Below are 6,575 nucleotides of genomic sequence, written 5' to 3'. Positions count from 1 at the left end.
TTTTAAAAAAAAGAAGTGTGTTGTATTTTTTTAATTCTGTAAATACAAGAAAAGAATTTAAAATTTTATTTTTTCAACTTTTAAGTTTAAACTTTTAAGTTGATTAAAAAAATTTTTTATCAACTAATGATTGATAAAATAATTATTTTTATAATTTAGAAATTTGTTTTGAAATACGAGAAACTTTTCTTGAAACTGTAGTTCTTTTTAATGAACCCTTTTTAGAAGCTTTCATAACCTGTGATTGAAAAGTTGAGAATAGTTTTATTGCCTTTGCTTTATCTTTAGATTTTATAGCTTCTTCAATAGTTTTTACTGCAGCTTTGTACTTTCCAACTCTAATTTTATTAACTTGAGTTCTTTTTTTAATTTTTTTTACTGCACGGATAGCGGAGACTGTGTTTGCCATATTTAATGGGGATTATATATAAGTTGAGGATATTAGGGTCAATTACTTAATTTTGACATTGGTTACAAAAAAAACTTGCTCTTCCTTGAGATACAACCCTTGCTATTAACCCAGGACATCTTGTTCTAAGACATTTTAAATCCTCTCTATCATAAACTTTAAATTCATTTTGAAAGCGACCTTTTTGGCCAACTAAAGATTTAAAGTCTTTAATGCTTGAACCACCTAATTTTAATGCTCTTTTAAGAACCTTACTAATGGATAAGTAAAGTCTTGTAATCTCGACTAAATTTAATCTGGATGAAATTTTATTTGGTTTTATCTTTGCTAAAAACAAAATTTCATTCGCATAAATATTTCCTATTCCTGAAATAAAACTTTGATCCATCAATAAAGTTTTGATAGTCCTTTGTGTTAATTTCATTTTTGATATTAGATAATTTTTTTTTAAATTTCGACCTAATGGCTCTGGACCTAATTTATTAAGAAATTTATTAAACTCTAATTTTGAAGCTTCGTCTAATATAAAAAAACCAAATCTTCTTGGATCATTATAAATGACTCTAAAATTATTAGAAAATATAAATTCTAAATGATTATGCTTTGAGGAAAACTCATTTGAGTAATAACTAGTTTTTAAAAAATTTTTATAACAATTATTTTTTATTAAAAATTTACCTGACATTCCTAAATGAGAAATAATCACATAATTATTCTTTAAATAAATGAGAATATATTTTGATCTTCTTAAAATATTAACAATTTTTTGACCAATAATAATTTTTTTAAAATTTTCAGGAATTTTAAATCTTAGATTAGAATTATTTATTTTTATATTTTCGATGACTTTATTTTTAATAAATTTTAATAAGGTTCTTCGCGTTACTTCTACTTCTGGTAATTCTGGCATTAACTATATGACTATTGATTACAAATGTTCTATATTTAAAGAATGCAGGATACTAATACAAAACAAAATTCAAAAAAAGACTTTGTAAATAACGTTTTTAACTCTGTATTTAAAAAATACGATCTGATGAATGATATCATGTCATTTGGTATTCACCGTTTATGGAAAGAAAATTTAATAGATTGGTTACAACCAAAACTAAATTCAAAATTAATAGACATGGCTGCTGGTACAGGAGATATAACAAAAATTTATATTGAACGTACTAAATTTACCGGACATGCAACGCTAGTAGATCAAAATGTTGAGATGTTAAATGAAAGCAAAAAAAAAGTTGGTCATTACAAAAATATTAATTTTCTTTGCGCTAGCGCTGAACTCGTGCCTTTAGAGGACTCCAGTTTTGATTACTACATAATTAGTTTTGGTATAAGAAATGTAACTGATATTAAAAAAACACTAAAAGAGGCTTATCGATTACTTAGGCCTGGTGGAAGATTTATGTGCTTAGAGTTTTCAAAGATTAATAATGAGATTATCGATAAATTTTATTCTGTTTACTCAAATCTAATTCCACATATTGGAAAATTAGTGGCTGGAGATAAAAAGCCTTATGAATACTTAATACAAAGTATTAGAGATTTTTATAATCAAGAACAATTACTAGATCTTATGAAAGAAGCTAGATTTATTAATAATGAATATAGAAATTTAACAACTGGAGTTGCAGCGATTCACTCCGGGTGGAAAAAAAAATAATTTAATATGTTATCTAATTTTTTTATACTTATTAAAATTGGCAGAGCTTTAGCGCGATCTAACAGTTTATCTATTTTTGAAGAATTTTATAGACCACCTTTATCTATTAAAATTCTAATTAAGATTTTTAGCTTAACTACTTTCAAAAAAGATTCAGAAAACAAAAGTCCAGGAGAGAGACTAAAAAATGCTTTTTTAACTTTAGGGCCAGCTTTTATCAAACTGGGTCAATTTCTTGCAACACGTCCTGACATTGTTGGTCAAGAATTTTCGCAAGAGTTACAAAAACTACAAGATCAAATGCCTGCTTTTGATATATCTCAATCAAAAGAGGCATTGCGAAAAGAGTTGGGTGAAGAAAAATACCAACAGATCACTTACTTAAGCAAACCAATTGCTGCCGCTTCTATTGCTCAAGTTCATTTTGCGAAAATTATTAATAACGAGAAAAAAGAAATAAATGTTGCCATTAAAATATTAAGGCCCAATATAGAAAAAATTTTTCATAAAGAACTTGATGCTCTACGGTTTTTGGCATCGATTATTGAATTCAGTGTTAAAAAAAGTCGAAGATTGAAATTAGTAAAAATAATTGACCTTCTCAAAGAGATCACTAACATTGAAATGGATTTAAGGTATGAAGCAGCAGCTGCAAGCGAATTAAAAAAAAATACTAATCAAGATGAAGGTTTTAAAGTTCCTTCTATATTTTGGGATTTTACTGGACAAAGAGTTTTAACTATTGAAAAAGTGGATGGAATTTCAATTAAAGATAAAGAATTACTAATCAAAAATAAAATTGATCTTAAAAAAGTATCAAGATTATTAATACAAAATTTTTTACGCCAGGCTGTGGGTGATGGTTTTTTTCATGGTGATATGCACCAAGGCAATCTTTTTGTTGATAAAGACCAAAACATTGTGCCTGTTGACTTTGGAATTATGGGCAGGCTAGATCTTGCAAATAGAAAATATCTAGCAGAAATATTGTATGGTTTTATTAACCGAGACTATGAAAAAGTTGCAAAAGTGCACTTTATTGCTGGTTTGGTTCCAAATACGGAGTCTATAGATAACTTCACTCAAGCTCTAAGAACAATTGGGGAGCCGATTTTTGGCCAATCTGCAAAAAATATCTCTGCGGGTAAGTTATTAGCCAGACTTTTTGAAGTAACTGAAAAATTCAATATGACAACTCAACCTCAGCTTTTATTGTTACAAAAAACGATGGTTGTTGTCGAAGGAGTTGCGCGATCATTAGATGAAGATGCAAATATTTGGGAAATTTCCAAACCAGTACTTCAGGGTTGGTTAAATAATGAAATTGGTCCTAAAAATAGAATAGATAAAATATTAAAAACGACTACAGAGCTCTTAGATAAACTTCCAGAATTGCCTGAAATGATAAACCGAGCTAACAAAGCGATGGAACTTTTAAATTCATATGAATTTATAAAAAATCAAAACCAAAATAACGAATATCAAATTAATAAAGAATTTTTAAAATTTAAAAAGACTTATCTAATTATAGGTTTATTAATTATTGTAATTATATTGCTAATAGTATTCAAATAGCGCAATGCTAAATTCAATTGCGGATAAAAAAATTCTTATCATCATTGGTGGTGGAATAGCTGCTTATAAAGTTCTAGATGTTATTAGAGAACTTAGAAAAAATAACTGTGAAGTTAAAACTATTATAACCAATTCTGGAAAAGAATTTGTAACTCCGTTATCGATTTCTGCTCTTTCTAAAAATAAAGTTTTTGAGAATTTATTTGATCCAAATAATGAAACTGAAATGGACCATATTACACTTTCAAGATGGTGTGATTTAATACTGGTTGCGCCGACCACTGCTAATCTAATGGCTAATTTTGCACGCGGCGAAGCAAAAGACTTTGCGACAACAGTGATTATGGCCTCTAATAAACCTATTTTTCTTGCTCCAGCCATGAATGTTGAGATGTGGAATAATCCAGCAAACCAAGAAAATTATCAAAAACTTCTACAGTTTAAATATAAATTTATTGGTCCAGTTATTGGTGAAATGGCATGCGGTGAAGTCGGAGTTGGTAAAATGTCATCTCCTGAAGAAATTATATTAACAATTAAAAACTATTTTCTCTCAAAAAATTTATTTAATAGCAAAAATTTGAAAGCTTTAGTAACTGCTGGAGGCACTCGTGAATATATTGATCCGGTAAGATTTTTATCTAACGAATCTTCTGGAAAACAAGGTTTTGAAATTGCGATGTCACTTAATGAATTAGGTTTTAAAACAAAACTTGTGATTGGTCCAAATTCTTTAAATATTAAAAATCAAGATAATCTTGAGGTAATTAACGTTACAACTTCAAAACAAATGTTTGAAGCTTGCAAGGATAATTTGCCAGTAGATGTTGCTGTTTGCGCTGCTGCAGTGGCTGATTTTAAAGTTAAAAATTATAGTGAAGAAAAAATAAAAAAAGAAGGGTTAGAAGATTTTAATTTAGAGCTTGAAAAAAATATTGATATTTTGTCTTTCATTTCAAGCCAAAATATTAACAGACCACGACTAGTTGTTGGTTTTGCAGCAGAGACACAAAATATAATTGAAAATGCACAAAAGAAAATTCAAAATAAACGCTGTGATTGGATTGTAGCTAATAATGTAGCTGATAAATCGATTGGTTTTAATTCAGATTATAATGAGGTTTTTTTAATTTCTAAAAACAAAGAAGTCGAAAAATTTAATAAATCAACAAAATCAGAAATTGCTAAAAAACTATCTAATAAAATTCTTCATGCCCTTATTCAGTAATGGTTAAAATTTTAGTAAAAAAAATAAATTACAAACATAAAGATCTGCCTAAATATGAAACCTTGGGCTCTTCAGGTCTAGATTTAATTGCTAATATCGACAAAGAAATAATTATAAAGCCCAATGAAAGAGTTTTAATACCAACAGGGTTAGCTGTGGCTATCCCTGAAAGTTATGAAATACAAGTAAGGCCAAGATCTGGTCTTGCTGCAAAAAATGGTATTAGCGTTCTAAACACGCCCGGAACAATAGACGCTGATTATCGAGGTGAAATCAAGGTTATATTAATAAATTTAAGTTTAGAAAATTTTAAAATTGAACCAGGACAAAGAATTGCGCAGATGGTGCTATGTCCAGTTATAAAAGCTGAACTCCATGAAGTTGACGAACTTCCTGGGTCGGTTCGTGGAAGTGGTGGATTTGGTTCAACAGGCCGATAAATATTCATGAAACTTAGCTATGATGATGTCAAAAGGCACATTGCTCATATCAATTTAAAAAAAATTGGCAGCTTTGGTCAAAAAAAAATAATTGATACAAAAATTCTCATCGTTGGTATCGGCGGATTAGGCTCACCAGTTGCAACTTATCTTGCCTCATCTGGGGTTAGTAATATTGGAATTGTTGATCATGACAAAATAGATATTTCAAATTTACAAAGACAAATTTTATTCAATGAAGAGGATGTTAATAAATTTAAAGTTGATATCGCTGAAAAAAAGTTAAAAAAAATTAATTCTAAAATAAAAATTAAAAAATTTAAAACTAAAATTGATGACAATAATATAAATAAAATTGCAAAACAGTATGATCTCATCATTGATGGAACTGACAGTTTTAAAACAAAATTATTAATTAATGATTATTGCTATAAAAATAAAAAAATCTTAATTTGTGGTGCAATTAGTAAGTTTGATGGTCATGTCTTTGTTTTTAATTTTAAAAAGAAAAATTCTCCTTGTCTTCGATGTTTTATGCCAAATATTCCAAGTACTGATATGTTGGACTGTCAAAGCGAGGGTGTTTTGTCTACACTTGCAGGAATGGTAGGAGTAATTATGACTAATGAGACAATCCGCGAAATATTAAATTTTGAAAACTCTTTATGTGGAAATATCCTAATTATTAATGCTGAAAACTTTTTAATTAAAAAAATTAAATTAAAAAAAAATAAAGATTGTATTAAAAAAATAAAATGAAGTTTAAAGTAATAATTATTATTTTATTTTTTACCATTTTCATAAGTGCAGATCTGTTGGCGCAAAAAACTATCGCCAAAAAATATCTAAGTATTAGAACTAGTGTTGCTAATCTTAGGATTGGTCCTTCCTCAGCTCATCCTATAGCATTTGTATATGAGAAAAAAAATATGCCCGTTGAGGTAATTGATGAGTTTGAGGTTTGGAGAAAAGTTAAAGATTATCAAGGAGACATTGGTTGGATTCATTTAAGTCAGTTATCTAGAAAAAGAACTTTATTAACGACCAAGGATGGAATTGTTCTTTTTAAAGACTCAACCATCTATTCAAAGCCAATTATAAAAATTGGAAATTTAGAAGCAGCTGCTATTAAAAAATGTATTCCAAATTGGTGTTTAATTGAAATTCAGAAATATAAAGGATGGATACAAACAGATCACGTGTGGGGCTTAGAAAATAAAGAAATTATCAATTAAATTTGTCAAAACCTCTATT

8 protein-coding genes are annotated in these 6,575 nt (G+C 28.3%); 6 read left to right on the top strand and 2 right to left on the bottom strand.

The genetic code is table 11. From position 1 onward, the window contains the following. Nucleotides 1-148: 148 nt before the first annotated feature. On the bottom strand, nt 149-409 hold the full coding sequence (gene rpsT / locus CR143_RS06325; protein WP_099340982.1) for a 30S ribosomal protein S20: 261 nt from the start codon (nt 407-409) through the stop codon (nt 149-151). Nucleotides 410-455: 46 nt separating this feature from the next. Next, on the bottom strand, nt 456-1,319 hold the full coding sequence (gene mutM / locus CR143_RS06320) for a bifunctional DNA-formamidopyrimidine glycosylase/DNA-(apurinic or apyrimidinic site) lyase (RefSeq protein WP_099340981.1): 864 nt from the start codon (nt 1,317-1,319) through the stop codon (nt 456-458). A 42-nt stretch (nt 1,320-1,361) separates the two neighbouring features. On the opposite strand from mutM, the gene ubiE reads away from it, so the two are divergent. Genes ubiE through CR143_RS06290 form a run of 6 tightly spaced genes read left to right on the top strand, consistent with a single transcriptional unit; the run spans nt 1,362 to nt 6,556 of the window. Beyond that, a complete protein-coding gene (gene ubiE, locus CR143_RS06315) occupies nt 1,362-2,078 on the top strand; it encodes a bifunctional demethylmenaquinone methyltransferase/2-methoxy-6-polyprenyl-1,4-benzoquinol methylase UbiE (protein WP_099340980.1) in 717 nt (238 codons plus the stop codon). Nucleotides 2,079-2,084: 6 nt separating this feature from the next. After that, the gene (ubiB, locus tag CR143_RS06310) at nt 2,085-3,653 is read left to right on the top strand and encodes a 2-polyprenylphenol 6-hydroxylase (protein WP_099340979.1); all 1,569 of its coding nucleotides are present in this window, start codon (nt 2,085-2,087) and stop codon (nt 3,651-3,653) included. 4 nt (nt 3,654-3,657) lie between these two features. Then, nucleotides 3,658-4,881: a bifunctional phosphopantothenoylcysteine decarboxylase/phosphopantothenate--cysteine ligase CoaBC gene (coaBC, locus tag CR143_RS06305; protein ID WP_099340978.1), complete on the top strand. Its 1,224-nt coding sequence runs from the start codon at nt 3,658-3,660 to the stop codon at nt 4,879-4,881. After that, nucleotides 4,881-5,321, top strand: coding sequence for a dUTP diphosphatase (gene dut / locus CR143_RS06300; protein WP_099340977.1), 441 nt, complete (start codon nt 4,881-4,883; stop codon nt 5,319-5,321). The genes coaBC and dut overlap by 1 nt, the downstream gene beginning before the upstream one ends. A 6-nt stretch (nt 5,322-5,327) precedes the next feature. Next, complete coding sequence (locus CR143_RS06295) at nt 5,328-6,080, top strand: HesA/MoeB/ThiF family protein (RefSeq protein WP_099340976.1); 753 nt, start codon at nt 5,328-5,330, stop codon at nt 6,078-6,080. After that, a complete protein-coding gene (locus tag CR143_RS06290; protein ID WP_099340975.1) occupies nt 6,077-6,556 on the top strand; it encodes an SH3 domain-containing protein in 480 nt (159 codons plus the stop codon). The genes CR143_RS06295 and CR143_RS06290 overlap by 4 nt, the downstream gene beginning before the upstream one ends. Nucleotides 6,557-6,575: the final 19 nt, after the last annotated feature.

It is taken from the genome of Candidatus Fonsibacter ubiquis, assembly GCF_002688585.1.
GTDB lineage: Bacteria > Pseudomonadota > Alphaproteobacteria > Pelagibacterales > Pelagibacteraceae > Fontibacterium > Fontibacterium commune.
This window is presented reverse-complemented; position numbering and strand designations above follow the sequence as displayed.